Raw genomic sequence first — 17770 nt, 5'->3', positions numbered from 1 at the left:
GGCCGTCCGGGCCTAGCCCCCAGCAGGGCCCGGGCGGCCCTTTCTGTGCGCCGCGCGCGGACGGGACCGGTCCTCGGCCGTGGCGACGGCCGTCCGCGCGAGCAGGATCTGGCGCGCCACCGCCTCTCCGGGCCCCCGGCCCGGCAGCGGTGTCGCCGTGGGGGCGTGATCGCCGTCGATCGCCTGACCGAGTTCCGTCAGCGCCGTGGTCAGCTGGACGACCTCCCGCCGGTCCACGGTGTCCCCGGCGACGGCCAGGGTGGCGGCCGTGGAGGTGATCGCGTCGACGATCCGCTCGAGAGCGGTGACCACGGGGGACCAGGCGACCGCCGACCGGCTGATCGCCGGTGGATCGGAACGGGAACGGTCGATCACCACGCGCAGATCCGAGATGCGCCGGTACGTGTCCCGGCGCGCCTGCGCGACGGCCCCCGGATCGGTCGCTCCGCCACCGAGCGCGATGGCGGCGTAGCGCGCCACCGACCGGGCGAGGTCGGCCACGTCCGAGGCGACCCGCCGCGGTGCCCGCCACGTGGACGGCCAGGGCAGATAGCCCACGAGCAGCACGATGGCGCATCCCACCAGGGTGTCGACCATTCGGCTCTCCACGAGCGCGGAATGGGATCCCGCGTGCACCTCGACGAGGATGACGGCGAGGGGGGTGCTGATCGCCGCGTACAGGGCGAAGTTGCGGGGCATCGCGATGGGCAGCGCCGCGGCCAGCAGCAGGATGAGCAGCACCTGCCACCCGCCCAGGGGGACGAGGGCGATCGCGAGCGAGCCGAGCAGCACCCCGGCCACGGTCCCGGTCCCGCGCTGCACCGCGCGGGCGAAGACGGAACCGAAGTCCGGCTTCATCACCTGGGCGACCGTGAGCACGACCAGGTACGGGCGATCGAGATCCAGCAGCAGGCACACCCCCTGCGCGATCGCCATGCACAGGACGAGCCGGAGTACCGCCATCCACGCCTCTCCCCCCGCCACCAGAGCGCGCCGGGATCGACGCAGCCGCTGCCGCAGCGTGGCTCGTTCCGGGAGGGAGGGGTCGGGGCGTGCGCGCCGGCGGCCGCGGGAGGGGATGGCGGCGACCCGCGCCACGGCCGTGTCGAGGCGGGCGAGGGCCGCGGCGAGGAGTTCCGCCTCGGGCGCGTCCGGAACCGGGGACGCGGGCGGCGGGGCCGGGGCGGACGGGGTGGGCTCGCGCAACCACCGGGCGACGGCGCGGAGATACGCGGCCGCCGCAGGATCGGGCGATCGTCCCGACTCGGACACGGCGATGACCGCGTCGACCGTGTCCGCCGAGTCGTCCAGCAGGCCGACGAGCGATTGGAAGCGCGGATCCCGGGCGACGATGGGCGTCCGAGCCGCGGTGAGCGTGTCCTCGGCATCGTTCAGCGCCTGGGTCAGTGCTGTTCCGGCGGCGGCGGATGCCGCGGTCCCCGCGGATCGGAGCTGGTCCGCAAGAGCCGTGTAGACCGCCGCCAGGGCGCGGCGCTCGGGTGAGAAGGTACGCCCACCGACCCCCGCGAACACCACCGTGAGCAGCAGGCGCCAGACGGCACCGACGAAGAAGATGAGCGGTGCGAGCCAGGGCGAGGCCAACCCGAAGTCGGCGTTCGCTGCCGTCACCGCGTACATCAGGAAGTAGAGCGCCGCCCGCGAGGTGGCGGCACCGAGCGTGCCGGCCAGACCGGAGAACAGGGCGGCGGCGATCACGGCGATGAGGGTGAGCAGCGGGTGTCCGTACACCGCGGTACCGAGCGCGAAGCCGAGCGAGGCCAGGACGGCGGCGAGCGCCATCCGGTGCACCCGATCGATCCCGGCTGCGACCGTGTCCATGAGGGAGACGACCATCGCGCCGAGGGAAGCGAGCGAGCCCGCACCCACCAGCGCGGAGTCGTGCGGGGCCAGCAGCAGGGCGAGGCCCACCGGCGTGGCGATGCCGACGGCGGCCAGGACCGCGCGGTCCCAGGGGATCGGCGCCGGCTTCATCCTCAGCAGCGCACGGATCCAGGAACCGCGCGCCGCATCCGCCACGGAGTCCGTCGCCATCGCTGCGGTCAGTCCTCGCCGTCCAGGTGGAGCCGCAGGCTGATCTCGTACGCGTCCAGTTCATCGAGCATGTGCCGGGCCGCGCCCGTGCTGAACTCGCCCGAGCGCGCCAGCACGTGCAGCCTCTCCCGCATCAGCATCACCACCGCCAGCTCGAACTCGAGCGATGCGGGGGTGTCGTCTCCCTCCGTCTCGTCGGGCGCGCTGAAGAAGTGGGATGTCGGCACGCGGTACAGCTCATCGGCGAACGGGGTCCGATCCGCCCTCAGCACGGCCCGGCGGGCGACCGCCTGCTCGGCCGTGACCCGCAGGTCGTCGCCGATCATCCGCACCTCGTCCCGCGAGGTGCCTCCCGCGCGGCCGGCAGGCAGCCGCAGCAGCTTGGTGACGAGCGGGAGGCTCAGCCCCTGGATGAGGAGGCTGCCGGCGGCGACGAGGAAGGCCACGAACACCAGCAGGTCGCGCTCCGGAGTGTCCCGGGGCAGCGTCTGCGCGGCTGCGAGGGTCACGACCCCCCGCATCCCCGCCCAGACGATGACGGTGCTGTCCTTCCAGGTCAGCGGTGACGCGTCGTAGTACTCGATGTCCGCGCGCATGCGGCCGAGGCGCTGGGAGCTCCGCGGCCCGCGGCGGTTGCCGCTGTCCCCGTCGATCCTGCGCTGCACCCACCCGCGCACGCGGGCGTTGTGCAGCCCGAGCATGGGCAGGACGTAGGCCGCACGGACCAGCACGAGGATCACGAAGGCGGCGCCCGCGATGAGCGCTCCCCGCAGCAGACCCTCGTCCGCGGCCAGGTTGTTCTGCACGATCCCGTAGAGCTCGAGTCCCATGATGAGGAAGACCGCGCCCTCGAGGATGAACTCGACGGTGCGCCAGTTGAGTTTGTCGGAGATGCGCTGGTCGGGGCTCAGCCAGCGCAGCGCTCCCTGCCCGCACACCACGCCCGCGGCGACGGCGGCGACCAGCCCGGAGCCGCCCACGGCCTCGGTCGGCAGGTACGCGAGGTACGGCACCGTGAAACCCAGTGCCGTGTTGGCCGTGGGGCTGTGGGTCCACACCCGCAGACGAAGGGCGACGATCCCCACGAGGGCGCCGATGAGGATCGCGGAGAGGACGGCCCACACGAATGCGCCGAGGGTCGCGACGAAGGAGAAGCTCGTCGCCGTCACCGCGATCGCGGTCCGCAGCGTCACCAGGGCGGTGGCGTCGTTGAGCAGGCTCTCGCCCTCCAGGATGGTGAGCACCCGGCGCGGCACTCCGAGCCGGCGCACGATCGAGGTGGCCACCGCGTCCGTGGGGCTCAGGATCGCGCCCAGCGCGATGCCGAGCGGGAGGCCCAACCCGGGCACCGCCCAGGCGAAGAAGAGTCCCAGGACGAGCGAGCTGAGGATGACGAGGAGGACCGACATCCCCCCGATCGCGCTGAGGTCCCTGCGGAACTCGATCGCCGGGGCGGAGACCGCCGCGGAGAACAGCAGCGGCGGCAGCACCCCCACGAGGATCAGCTCGGGCGCCACCGCCAGCGCGGGCACGGCCGGGATCAGACTGATGACCACACCGATGCCGACCAGGATGAGGGGACCTGCGACCCGGACCCGCGAGGCGATCGTGTTCGCGAACACGATGATGACGACGGCCAGGACGATGAGGAAGAGCAGCTGTTCGGACATCACGAACCGCCGCCGAGCGTCGCGAGGTCGGCGACCCCCGCGCCGATGAGCTTGAAGCCGAGCAGGAGGAACAGCAGGGTCATGATCACGGCGTGGTTGGCCATCAGCCAGGTGCGGACACCGCTCAGCCGCGCCTCGACCGAGCCGGGCGAGATGACGCTGATGATCCAGGGGACGAGGATCGCGGCGATGCCGATGAGACTGAAGATGAGGATGACGGCGACGATCTCCCAGAGAGCCAGGCTGGCCTGCGAGATCCGTCCCCCCGCCGCGACGAGGAGGGGGAGGTCCTTCGGGGACAACGGCCCCGAGATCAGCATGCCGACGATGAACGCGTTGACGACGGTGAGGCCGTCGAGCTTCGCCATCCAGGCCGGGGGTTCATGCGAGGACCGTTTGCGCCACTGCAGGACGGCGAGGACGAGCAGGATCAGGCCCAGGACGATCTCGACGACGTCGACCGTGATGTGCGCGCCGGATTCCGGCTCGTCGGTGCGCGCCGCCCGCCCGATGACCACGAGGATCGTGAGGAAGAGGACCGCGAACGCGTAGCAGCCGAGGACGAACGCCGTCCCGGTCGTGCGCCCCTTGCCGGCCGTGGCCAGGAGGATCACGGTGACGATGGCGATCGGGCTGATGGCGACGCCGACGCCGATGGTCAGCAGATCGGCCAGTACTGCCAGCATCAGACCGTCTCCTCGGCCGGGGACCGCTCGGCGCGGGACAGGGCGAACACCCCGGCCATCGCCACACCGCCGGCGACCACGAATCCGACCATGGCCCACGCCGGAGCCGTGCTCGCCTCCCCCAGGATCGTGATCCCGAGGATCACCGCGACCGTCGGGTCCACCACGGTGAGCCCCGCGACGACCACCTCCGGACGGTTCGACGCGTGCGCCCGCTGCACGAAGTAGACCGAGAGGGCGCCGGCCACACCGATCCCGACGATGCAGCCGATGGTGAGCAGGTTGGTGGCGTCGAACGAGAAGTCCCGGCCCGTGAGCGCGGTCTGGATGCGCAGGATCACGGTCTTGCCGAGGGTGGCCACGAAGGCGGAGTAGACGCCGCCCAAGAGCACCCAGAGCACCGCAGGCACAGGACGACCCCGTCCTGCCACGAGCACGATACCGGTCGCGAGGAGTACGCAACCCAGCACGACGAGCACCGCGATCAGCTGGACGTCGGTGATCGCGTGCTGGGTGCTGACGAGGGCGGCGATCGTGACGAACGCCGCGACGCCGATGACGCAGACGACGATCGCCCGGATGACGGCGGCCGACGGCATCCGCTTGGCGATGACGGCCGTGATCACCGTCGTGAGGACGAGCGCGGTCACCCCCAGCGGCTGCACGACCATCAGCGGCGCGAAGGCGAGGCTCCCCATCTGCAGGAGGATGGCCACGCCCAGGAGCACGGCGCCGGCGAGCCACACCCGGCTGCTCACCAGACCCAACGGCTTCGATCCCCGCCCGTTCCGCGCCAGCATGTCCTGCACGCCGCGGCCCTGGAGGAGGTTGCCGATCGCGAGCGCCGCGGCGGACACGATCGCCAGCGCGATCCCGAGCAGCGGCATCGATGCCGGTGTCACGAGGCGGCCTCGGAGCCGGTCGACGACGTCGCCCCGGCCGGGAAGTCCTGGACGTTGCGCAGGAAGATGATGATCCAGCTGAAGATCAGCAGCGACGCGATCAGCTCGACGGCGGTGAGGTTGTACACCCCCATGAAGAACAGGATCGTCAGGACGATGACCACGGCCACGTAGATGTAGCCGAGCGCCTGGAACGCCCTCGGCATCGCCGGGAGCAGCCAGGGCAGGGCGAGGGCGAGGACCCCGAAGGCGACCGCCATCCCGGTGGCCACCGTGTTGTGCAGCAGGAAGAACTGGTCGACGGGGAACACGCCCACGCACGCCAGCAGCACCCCCAGCAGGACGAAGAAGGTGCGCACGATCGTCCGGCGTCGGTGTTCCTGCGGGGTGTCGGCGGGCACCGCCGCCGTGCCCGTGCGGGCGATCGTGGTGACGATCACCCCGGATACGACGAGCGTCAGATTGAAGGTCAGTGCCGAGACGTCGTGCGTCATCCCGAGCGCCGACAGGTTCATCTGCCACCAGAGCGGATCCTGCGAGCTGAGCATGGCCGTGAGCATGCCTGCCACCAGGAACAGCGCCAGCACCAGCGACAGCTGCCGTGCGGACAGATCCGCCCCGCTCAAGTACGCGATGTACGCCGTCACGGCCGTGGCGGCCGCGGCGATCACGACGCCGGGAGAGGTGAACACCACGGCGCCGGTGAAGCTGTGCTCCATCACGGTCGCCATGCCCAGCCAGCACAGCAACGCGATGGCGGCGTAGCTCAGGGCGAGGGCGGCGACGTCGAACCAGAGGAAACGGCTGAGTTCGGCAGGTCCCCGGCCGCGCAGGCGCCGTTTGACGATCCGGGCGAGCACGAAGGCCGCCGCGGCCACCACCCCGCCGGAGATCGCGATGAACTCGCCCAGGGAACCGCGGCCCGAGATCGGAAGGTCCCTGCCCCAGAAGACGAGGGTCGCGACCGGGATGCACAGCACGAACGCCGCGGCGGCGACGACGAGGGCGAAGGACTCGGCGTCGTAGGCCCGCGCGGAACGCCTGTCCCGGCGCCGGGGGGACGGAGCCGTCGACGCCGGCACCGCGGCGGAGATCGTCCGGACCGTCACGAGGCGACGGTCCCGGCTGCGTCGGCGATCCGCGCGGGTGCGCCGCCGCGGTTCGGCCGGTCCCACGCGGGCAGCACGATCAGCGACGCGAGCAGGAAGCAGATCGCGCCGATGAAGGTGCCGCCGTTGGCGATCGAGCCGTTGACGACGTCGCCGCTGGGGAGGATGAAGGCCCCCACCGCGGAGATGCCGAACGCCACGCAGCCGATGAAGTTGATGACGCCCGACCACCAGGACCGCTTGCCGGGATCCCATCCCTTCGCCACGTGGGAGTAGGCGACCAGGACGAGCACGCCGCTCACGAGGAAGGCGACCGATCCACCGGCGTCCGGATTCCAGACCCAGCGTTCCTCCGTGGACACCGAACGCGCGTACAGCGCCGAGGTCGTGCTGACGTTGAAGAGGATCGTGCCGAAGGACTGCGTCGCCGCGGCGAGCCACTCGGCGCGCACCATCCGGCCCGGCGCATAGGACACCGGGACTGAGATCGCCCCGCTCAGGAAGAGCTGGATGAGCCCTGCGGCGGTGAAGAACCACGCGCCGATGAAGCACAGCAGGTTCGCGCCGCTGGAGCCGAGCGCCTCGCTCAGTCCCGGAGCGGAGGCGAGGGCGAAGAACGCCGAGCCGATCATGAAGCCCCAGCACTGCTTCGTCACGGTGGGTATGAGGAGCGGCTTGCGGTGCCGATCGGTACTCGTCACTGCCGTGGTCATGCCGGTGTGCTCCACATCATTCGTGCTCCGTGGTAGGTCGGGACCGGCACGGGGAGGGCGCCGTGCTGACGCCCTCCCCGTGCCGGGTCTCGATCAGTGGTGGAAGTGCGATCCGCTGCTCGCCTCACGGGGAAGCGGTGCCGTCAGGGAGTCGAGGAACGCGACCTCGCCCTTGATGTCCGCGAGCAGGGCGGAGGCCATGTCGCGGCTGAGGCCCACCTTCACGACGATGCGCTGCAGGATGACGTCGGACATGTCGTCTGCCATCGGGTAGGCGGGAACCAGCCAGCCCTTCATGCGCAGGCGGTCGGCGAGGTCGTACAGGCTCCACTTGTCGGTGTGCCCGTCCTTGAGCACCCAGGCGAACACCGGGATGGTGTCGCCCCGGCTGACGAGCTCGAACGGCCCGATCTTCTCGATCTCGCTGGAGAGGTAGGTCGCCACGTCGATCGAGTTCTGCTGCACGGCACGGTAGCCCTCGCGGCCGAGACGGAGGAACTGGTAGTACTGCAGCAGCACCTGGGCACCCGGACGCGAGAAGTTCAGCGCCAGGGTGGGCATGTCGCCACCGAGGTAGCTGACGTGGAAGATCATGCTCTCCGGGAGCACCGCGGTGTTGCGCCAGACGACCCAGCCGACACCCGGGTACACCAGGCCGTACTTGTGGCCGGACGTGCTGATGGAGTTCACCCGGTCGATCTGGAAGTCCCACACCAGGTCGGGCTGGCAGAAGGGGGCCACCATGGCACCCGACGCGCCGTCGACGTGGATCTTGACGTCGAGACCGGTGTTCGCCTGGATCTCATCGAGCTTCTTGGCGATGGCCTCGACCGGCTCGTACGCTCCGGTGAAGGTCTGGCCGAGGATCGCGACGACGCCGATCGTGTTCTCGTCGACGTACTTCTCCAGCTCGTGGCCGTCGAGGACCATGTGGTCGGGGGCGACGGGCACGTAGCGCGGCTCGACGTCCCAGTAGTTGCAGAACTTCTCCCAGACCACCTGGACCGCGGCCGACATGATGAGGTTCGGCTTCTCCGTGGACTTGCCCTCGGCCTTGCGCTTCTCCTGCCACAGGCGCTTGAGCGCGAGACCGCCGAGCATGCAGGCCTCGGAGGATCCGATCGTGGAGGTGCCGATCGTGTCCTTCGTGTCGGGCACGTTCCAGAGGTCGGCGAGCATCCGCCAGCAGCGGTCCTCGATCGCCGCGGTCGCCGGGTACTCGTCCTTGTCGATCATGTTCTTGTCGGCGGCTTCGAGGTACAGCTTCTTCGCCTCGTCGTCCATCCACGTGGACACGAACGTCGCGAGGTTCAGACGCGAGTTCCCGTCCAGGATCGCCTCGTCGTGCACGATCTGGTAGGCGGTCTCGGGCAGGCTCGGCTGCTCGGGCATCCGGAACTTGTCGAACTCGGTCGCCTCGCCCGGACGGACGAAGACCGGGTTCACGCTGAGGGTCGGGTCGATGTTCGAGTTCTGCCGTGCCTTGCTGGTGTTGGTGGTCATTTCTTTCTCCTGACTGACGGGGGATGAACAACGTGCTGACGGCTGCAGGCTCGCCTCAGCGGGCCGGCGGCGCACGGGGATCAGAGCGTGTTCTTGACGACCTGGCCGCCCTTGACGATGAGCTTGAACGCGTTCTCCGGGTCGCCGATCAGCGAGAGGTCGGTGAGCGGGTCGCCGTCGACGAGGATCATGTCCGCCCAGGCGCCCTCCGCGATCACGCCGAGCTTGCCGCCGCGGTAGCTGTTGCGCTCGCCGGCCATCTCGAACAGTTCGGCGTTGCCCGAGGTGAGCATCCTGAGGGCCTCGGCGTTGCTGTAGAAATCGCCAAGGCGGGCGGCCATGGCACTCTGCCGCGGCGCCGACTGCGGCTCGAGGAGCAGGTCGGTGCCCCATGCCGTCTTCACGCCGTACTTCTTGGCCCACTCGTAGACCTGGGCCGTGCCGTGGCAGATCTCGGTGTTCTTCCCGGCACGCACCGGGTCGGGGTAGTGATGGTCGTCCTCCGCGAACGGCTGCATGGAGAGCCACGCCTGCGCGTCGGCGATGCGGCGCACCGTGGCCTCATCGGCGAGGTGTCCGTGCTCGATCGACCTCACCCCGGCATCCAGCGCGCGGGCGATGCCCGCCGGGGTGTACACGTGGGTCGCCACGTAGGTGCCGTAGTCCGTCGCCGCCTGCACGGCCGCCGCGATCTCGTCGGGGGTGTACTGCAGGGTGTTCAGCGGGTCGTACATCGAGGCCGCGCCGCCACCGAGAGTCAGCTTGATCTGGGTCGCGCCCATGCGGAGCTGTTCGCGCACCGCCGCCAGCACACGCGGCACGCCGTCAGCGACCCGGGTGAAGTGGATGTCCTCGGTGCGGCTGGGCTTCCCGCCGAACTCCTCCGGGATGTCGTACACGAAGGCGAAGTCCGCGTGACCCGAGGTCTGGGAGATCATCGCCTGGCTGGGGAAGATGCGCGGCCCTTCGAAGGTCCCGCGGTCGATGAGCGCCTTCACCGGCGCGGTGTCCCCGCCCATGTCGCGCACGGTCGTGAAGCCGCGCAACAGCATCCGCTTCGCTTCGGCGATCGTGTTGCCGTAGAGGGTCCCGGTGGGCCCCTGCACGAAGTCGAGCATGCTGTTCGCGTTACCCATCAGGTGGACGTGGGCGTCGCTGAGGCCGGGCATCAGGAAGCGACCCTTGCCGGCGATCTCCACGACGCCGTCGGACGCATCACCGGCGATCGGCGAGGTCGACACCGCGATCACGTGGCTGCCCTCGATCAGGACGTCGGCGTTGTCCTGGGTACGGTCGCTGACGCCGTCGAACACGCGGACATCGCGGATGATCATCCGCTGAGATGCACGGGGCGCAGTCGTCATATCTCGGACAGTATCGAGAGGTCCGAGGACCGGCCGGAGGACCCCGGGGGATTTCACCCCGTGCGTCATCATCCCTCTGACCCTCCGCCCCACCCATCCCATCACCCTCGGCATCACCCGGCATCTCACCCTCGGCATCACCCGCCCGAACAGCCCCGCACCGGGCCCGGGCTCGTTGCTAAGCTGCGGCGGACACGGGTCGGAAAACCGGTCGAAAACGTGGATGGTCCGATGAAGGAGAGAAACATGGCCGAGAAGGAATCCTCCGTCGCCGCCCGCGGTGACCGGGCGCAGAAGGCCGCGAACGGCAAGATCGTGGTGGCGATCATCATCGCCATCGTCGCGCTGACTTTCGTCTTCTCGAACGTGGCGCCCGCGACCCTCCGGTTCCTCTTCATCCAGTTCACGATGCCGGCGTGGGGTTGGTTCCTCGCGGTGCTGCTCGCGGGCGTCGTGATCGGCTCGCTGTTCCCCTGGTTCCGTCCCCGGAAGAAGTAGTCCGTGTGCACGAGAGTCGTCTGGCCTGACGCGAACGGCGCGGTGCTGGTGGGGCGGAACATGGATTACCACCGGGACCTCGCCACCAACCTCTGGAAGCTGCCGCGAGGCGTGCGGCGGAACGATGGAGTCGACGGGGACCTGGTCTGGACCTCGACGTACGGCAGCGTCGTCGCCACCGCCTTCGACATGATCTCCGTCGACGGGATGAACGAGGCGGGCCTGGCAGGTCACGTGCTGTGGCTCGCGGAATCCGTCTACGGCGAGCGGGATGCGGCGAGGCCGGCGCTCAGCCAGGCCGTCTGGATGCAGTACTTCCTCGACAACTTCGCGACCGTCGCCGAAGCCGTCGACTGGATCCAGAGCACTCGCGTCCAGGTCGTACAGCTGACGGATCCTGCCAGCGGCGAGGTGCCCGCCATCCACCTCGCGCTGGACGACGCGACCGGGGACTCCGCGATCATCGAGTACATCGACGGTCGCCTCGAGGTGCACCACAGCCCGGACTACCGGGTGATGACGAATTCGCCGAAGTACGACGAGCAGCTCGCGCTGCTGGCGACGGTGGAGGGATTCGGCGGGGACACCCCGCTGCCGGGTACCACGCTCGCCACCGACCGGTTCGCCCGCGCGGCGTACTACGTGGATCGACTGGAGCAGCCGGAGACCCCGCTGCAGGCGATCGCCTCCATGTTCAGCGTCATCCGCAACGTGGCACAGCCCTTCCGGTCCCCCGACCCCGGCAAGCCCGATGCCTCGCAGACGATCTGGCAGGTCGTGGCGGACCTCACCAACCGTCGTTACGTCTTCGAATCCACCACCCGGCCCAACATCGTCTGGGTCGATCTGGCGGACATGGACTTCGGTGCCGGCTCACCCGAGACGAAGCTGGATCTGGGCAGCAGCCTGGCCCTGGAGGGCGGTCTCGCCGGTAACGTCAGCGGTGCGTTCGTCGAACACGCGCCACTGCACTTCCTGACCCTGACCGACGTCCGGAACCTCGCCGCCACCGCGGCGCCGGGCAACTGAGAGGCACACCCGCCTCCGGTCGCGGAGGCGGGTGCTTTCGGCGCGGGATGGATCTTGAGGGTGCATATGAACGTCACTGATGAAGTGAAAGCAAAAGAGGATCTCGAGAGGGCGCTCGGTTCCGGCCAACCGGATGCGATCGCACGGGCCGTGATCTGGAACATCTGGCCGCTGTTCAGCGCGCATTACGATCTGCTCATCTCGGCGGTCGTCTCCCTGCCGAGCTCAGTGCTGGAACGGTATCCCGCGATCCGCCTGCTGCACCCGTTGACGCCGGTGCTCGCCCGCACCACGCGGCCGTTCAAGCCGCTCGTCTACCCGGACGACGCCCGGACGATGAGCGCGGACGAGCTCGACATGCTGACTCTGGTGCAGCTGATCGCATTCCGCTTCAGCGGTGACGTCGCAGCGAGCCTGATCTACGCCCGTCGTCTCGAGGACCGCATCCTGCAGGTGCCGAACGAGACACGCGAACGCGCGGACGGCCCCCTCTGGTACTTCCACCACCAGATCGGGTCCACGCTGCTCGCCGCCGGCGACTCCTCGCGCGCCCTGCTGGAGTTCGCCACCGCACGCCAGCTCGGCAAGCACTCGCCCCAGCCGGATGCGGAGCGGCTCGCGCTCGGCCGGACGGCGCTCGCGCACGCCGTGCGGGGGTCCCTGGAGGACGCGGACGTCGCGCTCACCGAGGCGACGCACCAGCCTCCGCCCACAGCCGCCCACGTCAACTCCTGCCTCATGACGGAACGCACCGCCGCGGCGCTCATCGCGGTGGAGCGGATGGACGACGACATCGACGACGTCCTCGCCGGTCTCGATCCCTACGACAGCATCGAGATGGCGTGGCCTTTCGCCCTGCTCGCGCGCGCCCGCGCGCTCCTGGTCCGCCGGCGTGCGGCGGATGCCCTGGAGACCATCCGCCTCGCCAACGACGCCCATCCCGCCCAGCACGGCTCCTTCGCCTCGGACGTCATCAGCTCCACCTCGATCGAGGCCTTCTGTGCCCTCGGCGACATCCCCGGGGCACGCCGCATCGCCGAGGAGAACACCCGCGCGGGTGTCTTCACGAGCGCCGCCACCGTGCGTCTGGACATCCATGAGGGGCGCTTCGACCAGGCGGAGCACGGCGTCCGCCGGATCCTCGCGGACCGGACGATCGGCCCCGGACAGCGCGCGAAGGCGGTGCTGCTCTCGGCCTGGCTCGAGGTCGCACGGACGGGATCGCTCGACCGCGAGACGGCGCTGCGGATCGCCCGCCGCGCCGAGACGCGCAACTACCGGAGACTGCTCGCCACGCTGCCGCTCCAGGTGATCGACAGCGTGCGCGTGCATCTCACGACCGACGAGGCCCGGCGTTTCGATGAGAACACCGCCGGGCTCATGCACGCGGAGGCCCGCTCCCGGCCGACGCTGACCGGCGGCGAGCTCCGGGTGCTGAACGCCCTGCTCGAGCACGGTACGACGGCGGAGATCGCATCCGCTTTCCACGTCTCGCCCAACACGATCAAGTCACAGCTAAAATCGCTCTACCGCAAGCTCGGATGCGCCACACGCGGCGATGCGCTCAAGACCGCCGCGCGGTTCCATCTCCTCACCTCCGAGAAGAACGAGAATCGCGCATAGCGGCTGGCGCACGAAGACGGAGGACATGTGTCCGGACTGATCGATCGGGTGCGTGCGGCGCTCCGCGTGATACGGAGCACGACTCCCGGGCCGCCGGAGGCGGGGCCGGGTGCGGGCGTCCCCGAGATGCTCGGCGAGCTCGGCGCGGGTCTCCTGGCCTCCTCGCTCGCGACGAGCGACGTCCAGGAGACCCTGCAGCAGTTGGCGGAGCGCTACGAGCAGCCCACCCTGCGGGTCTTCGTCCTCCCGACCCTCGTGATGGTCGAGGACCCGACGAGTACGCCGTCGCAGACGGCGATCTTCCCGGCGGAGCAGACCCCGCTGCGACTGGATCAGTCCGCGGCCGTGGAGCGCCTCGTCCGGCGCGCCTTCCAGGAACGTGTCACCACTGCGGACGTGGTCACCACCATGCGCCGCATCACCAGCGATCCGCCCCGGTTCGGGCCGGTCCTCTCCGTGGTGGGTTACACCCTGCTGACCATCGGATTCGGGATGGTGCTGAACCCGACCGTCACCGCACTGCCGGTGTACCTCGTCCTGGGCGTCGTCGTCGGCACGATCGTTCTTCTCGGCTCCCGGTTCGCGACCCTGTCGCTCATCCTCCCGGTCTTCACCGCCTTCGCGGTCACCCTGTTGATCTCCCTCCTCGTCCGCCCGCTCGTGCACGACGACGTCCTCCGGCTCGTCGCGCCCTCACTGGTGTCGTTCCTGCCCGGACTCACCATGACGATCGCCGCGGTCGAGCTCACCTCCGGTCAGATGATCGCCGGGGCGAGCCGACTGGTCTACGGTGTCGCGCGTCTCGCGCTGCTCGCGTTCGGTGTGTACGCGGGCATCACCGTCGCGGGCGAACCGACGGTCACCGGACCGTCACCGGAGCAGCTGGGCGGCTGGGCGCCGTGGGTCGGGATCGTGCTGGTCGGGGTCGGCTACTACCTCTTCTCCTCCGCCCCACCGCGATCCTTCATCTGGATCCTCTACGCCCTTCTCGTCGCATACTCGGCGCAGCTGCTGGGCAATCTCCTCACCGGTCCGCAACTGTCCGGCCTCATCGGCGCGGTGATCGTCGTGCCTGCTGTCTACCTCGTCGGGCATTTCCGCGCCGCGCCGTCCACCGGGATCATGCTCACGTGCGCCTACTGGCTGCTCGTCCCGGGCGCCATCGGCTTCATCGGGCTCAGCGAGGCGGCCTCGGGTTCGAGCGGGGCGTCCTCCACGATCCTGCAGACATTCGGCTCGCTCATCGCGATCGCGATCGGCATGGTGATCGGCGCCGGGCTCAGCCGGGACGTGGCGGCGGTCGGGCGAGCGTGGCGGAACCCGCAGGAGCACACGACGAGCCCGAACGGCGGGCTGTAGAAACCCGTCCCGACCGTTCGCAGCGGCACTAGAGTGCACGTATGAACGGGCCGTCCGGACCCTCCTCCACCCGGCTCGCCATCGACGGGACCTACAACTTCCGCGAGGTGGCGCCGGGGCTGCTGCGCGAGGGCGTGCTCTACCGCTCGGATGCGCTGCACCGCCTCTCCCCGGCGGGACGCGCCGCGCTGGCGCGGCTGGGCATCACCCGCGTGATCGATCTGCGTTCGCGGCTGGATCGCCGGTTGACCGGCGCCGATCGTCTGCGCACCGTCGGCGCCGAGTACATCCGCATCCCGATCGGCGGGGGCGCACGGAGGTCGGATCTCGACACCCTCACCCTGCGCTCCGTGTACCGCACCGTCCTCGACCAGCATGGTCCGCAGGTGGGCGCGGCCATCCGCGCGATCGCCGATGCCGACGGCCCCGTCGTCGTGCATTGCACAGCGGGCAAGGACCGCACCGGCCTGGTCACCGCACTGACGCTCCTGGCGATCGGCATCGATTATCCGCATGTGGCCGCGGACTTCGAATCCAGCGCATCGAACCTCGCCGGGGAGTGGACGGCGGGGATGGTGCGCAAGGCCCGCCGGTTCCGGATCACGATGACCGAGGACCTGCTGGAGGTGCTGGCCGGCTCCCCCGAGGCCGCGCTCGCTGAAGCCCTGACATGGGTGGAGCAGACGCACGGCGGTGTCCGCGGTTATCTCGCTCACGTCGGTGTGGACGACGCCGTCATCGCCCGACTGCACACCCGGCTCGACCGCCCGTGACGGAGGTCGCCCCGGTCCTGTCAAGTCCATGCCGGAGGGGCCGGAGATCTGCTGGACTGCGACCATGACGGATCGCGATGTACCGCCCGCTGCTCCCGGACCGGAGCCAGACCTGGAGAAGCTGAACCCGGAGGAGCGGGACCGGGAGGACGCCCGGGCCCCTTCGTCCGACGGGAAGGCGAACGCGGAGCCGATCGAGGACTGAGCAGGCGTTCCCCGTCACCTCAGGACGAGGCGCCCTCGATCTCCGTCTCCTCCGCGCTTCCCGCGTCCACCTTGCGGGTACCGGGGTCGGCGCCGCCCTCATCCGGGACGTCCTCCGACCCCCGGGGCGCATCCGTTCCCTCTGACCCACCCCCGCTCTGCGTGGGATCCACGTCGGGCGCGGCGTTGATCGCGGATTCCTTCACCTCGTCCGTGACGGCGTCGGTGGGCGGTGCGTCGTCGGAACGGGCGTCGTCCCGGTCATGCGCGTGCGGGGTGGTGTCGGCCATCTGCGGTTCCTCTCGTTGGGTCCTCCCACCCTGCGGCCTGCACGCCCGGATCGGCGCCGGGTTGACATGCGTCCCCGTGTGCATCTGCACGTCCACGCGGGAGGCATAATTACCGATGACGACGCGCGGGGCGTCGATCCGGGTGCGGATGGGGGCGGACTGTGCCGTTTCGAAGCATGGCCACGCTGGAGTCGTGGCTGGATGAGTTCCGCCGGATCGGTTACCCGATCGGGGATACGGCGAAGGTCATCCAGCAGGACGGCGACGAGGGCGCGGACACCGGGCTGGTGGCCGTGAAGCTGACCAACAGTTCCCGGGTCACCTACATGCAGCCGCAGCGTCCCGGGGCGATGGAGTGGGTCGTCACCCTCGAGCCCTATGACGAACCGGAGGTGCTCAGTTCCGCCGACGTACACCGGCTGGCGACGGAGCTGTCGATGGTCTCCGCGCTGTGCGTGTTCCTGGAGACGAAGTCCCGGGCCTTCGTCGGCGACGACCGCCGTTAGGCGCGGGTCAGGATCCCTCGGAACGCACCTCGGTGGTGAGCGAGTCGAGCAGCTCGGAGAACCGGGCGCTGTCGGAGTCGTTCCGCGCCGTGAGCGCGCGCTGGAATTCGTGGTCGAACTGCGTGAGCGCCGACCAGGGCTCCGAGCGGAGATCGATCGTGAGCGTGATGTGGGTGACCCGGCGATCGGCCTCGTCCACGTCCCGGCGGACGATCCCGCGTTCGACCAGGCGGTCGACCAGCGTCGTCACGCCTGCCGAGGTCACACCCAGGTAGTCGCGCAGCTCGCCCGGGCGGATCCCGGGACGATCCGCGATGAACAGGATCGCGCGCGCGTCCAGCTCGTTGACCTTGAGTGTCTGCCGGGCTGCCGTCAGCGACGAGTTCCGGGCGTCCAGATAGCGCCGCAGTGCCCCATGCAGGTCAGCCATGGAGTATCCGTCCCATTCCCCCATCCTCACCCACAGAACGTCGCCTCGGGGGTGCCGATGAGAACTATTAATTACTTCTAACGTTTAATTCATTTATCTAAGTTTACGTACCTTTTTTGCTAGCGTGATGGCACCGGTCACAACCGTGCCGAGAGAGACCGCGGGTCTGCCGCGGTCGTCGACGCTGCACCTCACGCAGCAGAGGGGGCGATCATCATGGGAAACATCTACTACGGGAACGACCCGGAGCCGGCGACCTTTCCGGACCGGATCCTCGCGCACCTCAAAGTCGTGCTGGCGACCAAGCTCCGCCGCAACGAGAGCTTCACGCTGTCCTGGACGCACAGCGGGGACGAAGCACCGGGCCGCTCGACCCTCTGGATCCACCCGTCCATTCCGCTTCGCTTCGTCTTCGACAACCCCGAGCCCGAAGCACTCGACCCGGTGCTCGTGAAGAACCTCGCGAACTCCGCGAACTCCAGCGGGGGCCTGAACGTCGACTTCGCCCTGCTGGAGAAGGCCGGCGCGACCGCGTCGTCGCGATCCGCCGCCTGACCCGGGCCCGCCCGTTCCGCGCTAGAAGAGCGCGCGAGCAGCCTCGGCGATCTCCACATCCTGATCGGGGAGCGCTCCGCTGACCCCGACGGCCGCCAGCGTGCGGCCGTCACGGATGACGACGAGGCCACCGGCGAGCGACGTGGCACGGAAGGGCAGGGCGTCGTTCGCGATGGCGAACACGTCCGGCCACTTCTCCCGCATGGTCCCGAGTGCAGCGCTGTCGCGACCGAAACTCGCCGCCGTCTGCGCTTTCGCCCGCGCGATCTCCACGGTCTGCCAGCTCGCTCCGTCGCCCCGGCACCCGAACACCTCGTGGCCCCGATCGTCGCAGACGACGACGCTGACGGAGAGCCCGAGCTCCGCAGCCCGGGACAGGGCGGCGTCGGCCGCTCGGCGCACGGTCGCCAGGTCGATCATGGTCGGTGTCCCCCTCGGGTCGGCCGCACGCGGGCGCGGATCAGCAACGGAATCAGCGTAGCGCGGCGCGCCCGACCCGTCCGC

19 protein-coding genes are annotated in these 17770 nt (G+C 69.7%); 8 read left to right on the top strand and 11 right to left on the bottom strand.

Going from position 1 to position 17770, the window contains the following annotated elements; translation table 11 throughout:
- Positions 1–12 precede the first annotated feature (12 nt).
- The 8 genes from F6J84_RS01600 to F6J84_RS01565 all read right to left on the bottom strand — a co-directional run bounded on the left by F6J84_RS01600 (position 13) and on the right by F6J84_RS01565 (position 9999).
- Entirely contained in the window at positions 13–2052 is a 2040-nt protein-coding gene (locus tag F6J84_RS01600) for an FUSC family protein (RefSeq protein WP_150970862.1), read from the bottom strand.
- A gap of 8 nt (positions 2053–2060) precedes the next feature.
- A complete protein-coding gene (locus tag F6J84_RS01595; protein ID WP_150970860.1) occupies positions 2061–3722 on the bottom strand; it encodes a cation:proton antiporter in 1662 nt (553 codons plus the stop codon).
- Positions 3722–4408 carry a GAP family protein gene (locus F6J84_RS01590; RefSeq protein WP_150970858.1) on the bottom strand — a complete coding sequence of 229 codons (687 nt, stop codon included), beginning with the start codon at positions 4406–4408 and terminating at the stop codon, positions 3722–3724. Before F6J84_RS01590 ends, F6J84_RS01595 begins: the two co-directional genes overlap by 1 nt.
- Positions 4408–5310, bottom strand: a complete 903-nt coding sequence (locus F6J84_RS01585) for a DMT family transporter (protein ID WP_150970856.1) — start codon at positions 5308–5310, stop codon at positions 4408–4410. Before F6J84_RS01585 ends, F6J84_RS01590 begins: the two co-directional genes overlap by 1 nt.
- Positions 5307–6419: a hypothetical protein gene (locus F6J84_RS01580; RefSeq protein WP_150970854.1), complete on the bottom strand. Its 1113-nt coding sequence runs from the start codon at positions 6417–6419 to the stop codon at positions 5307–5309. Before F6J84_RS01580 ends, F6J84_RS01585 begins: the two co-directional genes overlap by 4 nt.
- Entirely contained in the window at positions 6416–7132 is a 717-nt protein-coding gene (locus F6J84_RS01575) for a hypothetical protein (RefSeq protein WP_150970852.1), read from the bottom strand. Before F6J84_RS01575 ends, F6J84_RS01580 begins: the two co-directional genes overlap by 4 nt.
- A gap of 93 nt (positions 7133–7225) precedes the next feature.
- Positions 7226–8635, bottom strand: coding sequence for a glutamate decarboxylase (gene gad / locus F6J84_RS01570; RefSeq protein WP_150970850.1), 1410 nt, complete (start codon positions 8633–8635; stop codon positions 7226–7228).
- 80 nt (positions 8636–8715) lie between these two features.
- Complete coding sequence (locus tag F6J84_RS01565) at positions 8716–9999, bottom strand: metal-dependent hydrolase family protein (RefSeq protein ID WP_150970848.1); 1284 nt, start codon at positions 9997–9999, stop codon at positions 8716–8718.
- 246 nt (positions 10000–10245) lie between these two features.
- Here F6J84_RS01565 and F6J84_RS15395 point away from each other — a divergent pair, with 246 nt between their 5' ends.
- From F6J84_RS15395 to F6J84_RS15390, 6 genes are all read left to right on the top strand, one after another.
- Positions 10246–10497: a LapA family protein gene (locus tag F6J84_RS15395; RefSeq protein WP_150893555.1), complete on the top strand. Its 252-nt coding sequence runs from the start codon at positions 10246–10248 to the stop codon at positions 10495–10497.
- Between the two features lie 3 nt (positions 10498–10500).
- A complete protein-coding gene (locus F6J84_RS01555; protein WP_150970846.1) occupies positions 10501–11526 on the top strand; it encodes a linear amide C-N hydrolase in 1026 nt (341 codons plus the stop codon).
- Between the two features lie 66 nt (positions 11527–11592).
- Complete coding sequence (locus tag F6J84_RS01550) at positions 11593–13149, top strand: helix-turn-helix domain-containing protein (RefSeq protein ID WP_150970844.1); 1557 nt, start codon at positions 11593–11595, stop codon at positions 13147–13149.
- Positions 13150–13176: 27 nt separating this feature from the next.
- Positions 13177–14508, top strand: coding sequence for a threonine/serine exporter family protein (locus tag F6J84_RS01545; protein WP_150970842.1), 1332 nt, complete (start codon positions 13177–13179; stop codon positions 14506–14508).
- A gap of 41 nt (positions 14509–14549) precedes the next feature.
- Positions 14550–15281 (top strand): tyrosine-protein phosphatase, encoded by a 732-nt coding sequence (locus tag F6J84_RS01540; protein WP_150970840.1) that lies wholly within the window; start codon positions 14550–14552, stop codon positions 15279–15281.
- Between the two features lie 64 nt (positions 15282–15345).
- Positions 15346–15486, top strand: coding sequence for a hypothetical protein (locus tag F6J84_RS15390; RefSeq protein ID WP_191905723.1), 141 nt, complete (start codon positions 15346–15348; stop codon positions 15484–15486).
- A 19-nt stretch (positions 15487–15505) separates the two neighbouring features.
- Here the strand turns inward: F6J84_RS15390 and F6J84_RS01535 are convergent, their stop codons facing one another.
- A complete protein-coding gene (locus tag F6J84_RS01535) occupies positions 15506–15775 on the bottom strand; it encodes a hypothetical protein (protein ID WP_150970838.1) in 270 nt (89 codons plus the stop codon).
- Positions 15776–15951: 176 nt separating this feature from the next.
- Here F6J84_RS01535 and F6J84_RS01530 point away from each other — a divergent pair, with 176 nt between their 5' ends.
- Complete coding sequence (locus F6J84_RS01530) at positions 15952–16281, top strand: hypothetical protein (RefSeq protein ID WP_150970836.1); 330 nt, start codon at positions 15952–15954, stop codon at positions 16279–16281.
- A 7-nt stretch (positions 16282–16288) separates the two neighbouring features.
- On the opposite strand, the gene F6J84_RS01525 is transcribed toward F6J84_RS01530, so the two are convergent.
- Positions 16289–16711, bottom strand: coding sequence for a MarR family winged helix-turn-helix transcriptional regulator (locus F6J84_RS01525; protein ID WP_238702558.1), 423 nt, complete (start codon positions 16709–16711; stop codon positions 16289–16291).
- A gap of 216 nt (positions 16712–16927) precedes the next feature.
- On the opposite strand from F6J84_RS01525, the gene F6J84_RS01520 reads away from it, so the two are divergent.
- On the top strand, positions 16928–17266 hold the full coding sequence (locus tag F6J84_RS01520; protein WP_150893567.1) for a DUF7882 family protein: 339 nt from the start codon (positions 16928–16930) through the stop codon (positions 17264–17266).
- Positions 17267–17287: 21 nt separating this feature from the next.
- On the opposite strand, the gene F6J84_RS01515 is transcribed toward F6J84_RS01520, so the two are convergent.
- Positions 17288–17686 carry a GlcG/HbpS family heme-binding protein gene (locus F6J84_RS01515; protein WP_150970834.1) on the bottom strand — a complete coding sequence of 133 codons (399 nt, stop codon included), beginning with the start codon at positions 17684–17686 and terminating at the stop codon, positions 17288–17290.
- Positions 17687–17770: the final 84 nt, after the last annotated feature.

Origin of the sequence: Microbacterium caowuchunii (assembly GCF_008727755.1) — a bacterium.
Lineage (GTDB): Bacteria > Actinomycetota > Actinomycetes > Actinomycetales > Microbacteriaceae > Microbacterium > Microbacterium caowuchunii.
The sequence above is the reverse complement of the archived record's forward strand: the minus strand, read 5'-3'. Positions and strand labels throughout refer to the sequence as shown.

Bases quoted from the DNA above. Each gene is read 5' to 3' on its own strand.
- F6J84_RS01600 (WP_150970862.1), bottom strand. From the start codon at position 2,052: ATGGCGACGGACTCCGTGGCGGATGCGGCGCGCGGTTCCTGGATCCGT.
- F6J84_RS01595 (WP_150970860.1), bottom strand. From the start codon at position 3,722: ATGTCCGAACAGCTGCTCTTCCTCATCGTCCTGGCCGTCGTCATCATC.
- F6J84_RS01590 (WP_150970858.1), bottom strand. From the start codon at position 4,408: ATGCTGGCAGTACTGGCCGATCTGCTGACCATCGGCGTCGGCGTCGCC.
- F6J84_RS01575 (WP_150970852.1), bottom strand. From the start codon at position 7,132: ATGACCACGGCAGTGACGAGTACCGATCGGCACCGCAAGCCGCTCCTC.
- gad (WP_150970850.1), bottom strand. From the start codon at position 8,635: ATGACCACCAACACCAGCAAGGCACGGCAGAACTCGAACATCGACCCG.
- F6J84_RS01565 (WP_150970848.1), bottom strand. From the start codon at position 9,999: ATGACGACTGCGCCCCGTGCATCTCAGCGGATGATCATCCGCGATGTC.
- F6J84_RS15395 (WP_150893555.1), top strand. From the start codon at position 10,246: ATGGCCGAGAAGGAATCCTCCGTCGCCGCCCGCGGTGACCGGGCGCAG.
- F6J84_RS01550 (WP_150970844.1), top strand. From the start codon at position 11,593: ATGAACGTCACTGATGAAGTGAAAGCAAAAGAGGATCTCGAGAGGGCG.
- F6J84_RS01540 (WP_150970840.1), top strand. From the start codon at position 14,550: ATGAACGGGCCGTCCGGACCCTCCTCCACCCGGCTCGCCATCGACGGG.
- F6J84_RS15390 (WP_191905723.1), top strand. From the start codon at position 15,346: ATGACGGATCGCGATGTACCGCCCGCTGCTCCCGGACCGGAGCCAGAC.
- F6J84_RS01535 (WP_150970838.1), bottom strand. From the start codon at position 15,775: ATGGCCGACACCACCCCGCACGCGCATGACCGGGACGACGCCCGTTCC.
- F6J84_RS01530 (WP_150970836.1), top strand. From the start codon at position 15,952: ATGGCCACGCTGGAGTCGTGGCTGGATGAGTTCCGCCGGATCGGTTAC.
- F6J84_RS01525 (WP_238702558.1), bottom strand. From the start codon at position 16,711: ATGGCTGACCTGCATGGGGCACTGCGGCGCTATCTGGACGCCCGGAAC.
- F6J84_RS01520 (WP_150893567.1), top strand. From the start codon at position 16,928: ATGGGAAACATCTACTACGGGAACGACCCGGAGCCGGCGACCTTTCCG.
- F6J84_RS01515 (WP_150970834.1), bottom strand. From the start codon at position 17,686: ATGATCGACCTGGCGACCGTGCGCCGAGCGGCCGACGCCGCCCTGTCC.